The 1933-nt window shown below is 75.4% G+C and carries 2 protein-coding genes; both read right to left on the reverse strand.

What is annotated here, in order from left to right; genetic code table 11:
* Positions 1-210: 210 nt before the first annotated feature.
* Complete coding sequence (locus ACNTMW_RS34190; RefSeq protein WP_426638215.1) at positions 211-1107, reverse strand: YndJ family protein; 897 nt, start codon at positions 1105-1107, stop codon at positions 211-213.
* The gene (locus ACNTMW_RS34195; RefSeq protein WP_426638216.1) at positions 1104-1799 is read right to left on the reverse strand and encodes a TetR/AcrR family transcriptional regulator; all 696 of its coding nucleotides are present in this window, start codon (positions 1797-1799) and stop codon (positions 1104-1106) included. The genes ACNTMW_RS34190 and ACNTMW_RS34195 overlap by 4 nt, the downstream gene beginning before the upstream one ends.
* Between the last annotated feature and the right edge of the window lie 134 nt (positions 1800-1933).

Consider the following 1933-nt stretch of genomic DNA (forward strand, 5'->3'; position numbering starts at 1 on the left):
CTCCGTGTTGATGGTCTTCTTCGTCGATGAACCATCTACCGGAGACCTCGCCATCTATCGATGACCGACACGCCAGCGGCCGCAACCTACGCCGGCCGATCAACGGCCTATGAAACACGGCCTAGTGGCCGCCGGCACCGCCGGTGATCACCCCGACGGCCGGCGCGACCCGGCGTGAGGCCCTTGGCCGGCGTCCGCCTGCCGGGTGCGTCACGCCGCGGCGGCAGCCGGTCGTACCGGTCCCACCGGCAGCCGCCGCCAGGCGAGCAGGCCGCACAGCGCGAACCCGAGGGCGTTGGCGACCCCGTGCGTGGCCACCATCCACGACAGCGGCAGGTGCGCCGCGCCGGTGGCCTCGCCCAGCGCCCAGTCGACCGCCAGCAGCATCGTGGCGGCCAGGACCAGCGCGCAGACCGCGAGCAGGGTACGGGTGAGCGGGTCCGGGCCGGCCGGCCTGGCCTGCCGCCAGATCGACCGGGCGACCAGCCACATCCCGCCGGTCAGCACCACGGCCCCGGCCAGCTCCACCTCGTCGCCGGTGAAGTACCCGGCGAACACGATCGCCGTGCCGGCGGGCACCGACAGCGCCGCCGCCGACCCGGCCCGTCCGCCCGGCGCCAGCCGGCACACCAGCCCGGCGACCAGCGCCGCCGCGAAGCCGGCGTAGTGGAAGTGCGCGACGGTCAGCGCGAGCACGTCGAGGTCGAAGCCGAACAGCCGGTACCCGGCGCGCTCGGCGACCAGGGAGGTACCGGCGACCGTCGGCGCGGCCAGTGCGGTGCCCACCGCCACGTCCCGCGCGCCCGGCAGGCGGCCGTGGCGTAGCCGCCCCGCGATCGCGGTCGCCGAGGCGATCCGGGTCAGCAGCGCACCGGTCGCCGTGACGTACCCGGCGGCCAGGGCCGCGGCCGGCCAGCCGCGCGGAAGCCACAGCGCCACCGCGCCGGCGCCGGCCCCGGCCGACCACCATCGGGTCAGCCACACCGGGCACGCCCGGTCGACCAGGCGCAGGCCGAGCGGGACGACCACCAGCATCCCGACGGCGACGAGCACGCCGACCAGCACGTGCGCCCACGGCGCCAGGTGCGCGCCGGCGGCGCCGCTCATGACCGCACCGTCCGGAGCAGGGCGAGCACCTCGCCGGTCACCGACCGCATGACCGGCAGGCGCGCCAGCCACACCAGCCGGGCCACCAGCGGGGCCGCCGCGTCGATGAGCTGGCGGGTGCGGGCCTGGTCGGGTGAGCGGTCGTACACCCAGAACAGGGTCGTGCCCAGGTACGCCAGCCACAGCAGCTCCGGCAGGTCGTCGCGCAGGTGCCGGTCGACGGCCGGCCGGGCGCCGTCGACCACCTCCCGGAACAGCCCGATCGTGGCCTGCCGGGCCGCGTGCGACTCGGGGCTGAACGGGCTCGACGGGGACCCGGGGTCGATGGCGACCCGGACGAACGAGCCGGCGAACGCGTGGTAGGGCGCCATCACCGCGACCCCGGCGTGCAGCGTGGCGCGCAGCCGGTCGGCCAGCGTGGTGGCGGTCAGCGCGTCGGCGGCCCGTGCGCGGTGCGCGGCCTGGATGTCGGCGTAGAACTGCTGGACCAGGTGGTCCTTGGAACGGAAGTAGTAGTAGGCGTTGCCGACCGACACCCCGGCGGCGTCCGCGATCGCCCGCATCGTGGTCTTGTCGTAGCCACGCTCGCGGAACAGCCGCAGCGCGGCGTCCAGGATGAGCTGCCGGGTCCGTCCGCCCGGGCCGGTCGGTGTCGTTGCGTCGTCCGCGCTGGTCTTCGCTCTGCCGGGCACCGCACCCCCCGTTACCTTTTTGATCGTCCCCAGCCGGGGACTGCTCGGTCGCTCGGCCCGGTATGACTGACTGCCCCTGTAGCACGCATGATCCGGGGGGTGTTGTCGCCGGGCCGGGTGGCGTCGGCGGACCG

It is taken from the genome of Planosporangium spinosum, assembly GCF_049999945.1.
GTDB lineage: Bacteria > Actinomycetota > Actinomycetes > Mycobacteriales > Micromonosporaceae > Planosporangium > Planosporangium spinosum.

What these genes read in the sequence shown, in the direction of transcription:
- ACNTMW_RS34190 (WP_426638215.1), bottom strand. Translation starts at nt 1,107, where the DNA reads ATGAGCGGCGCCGCCGGCGCGCACCTGGCGCCGTGGGCGCACGTGCTG.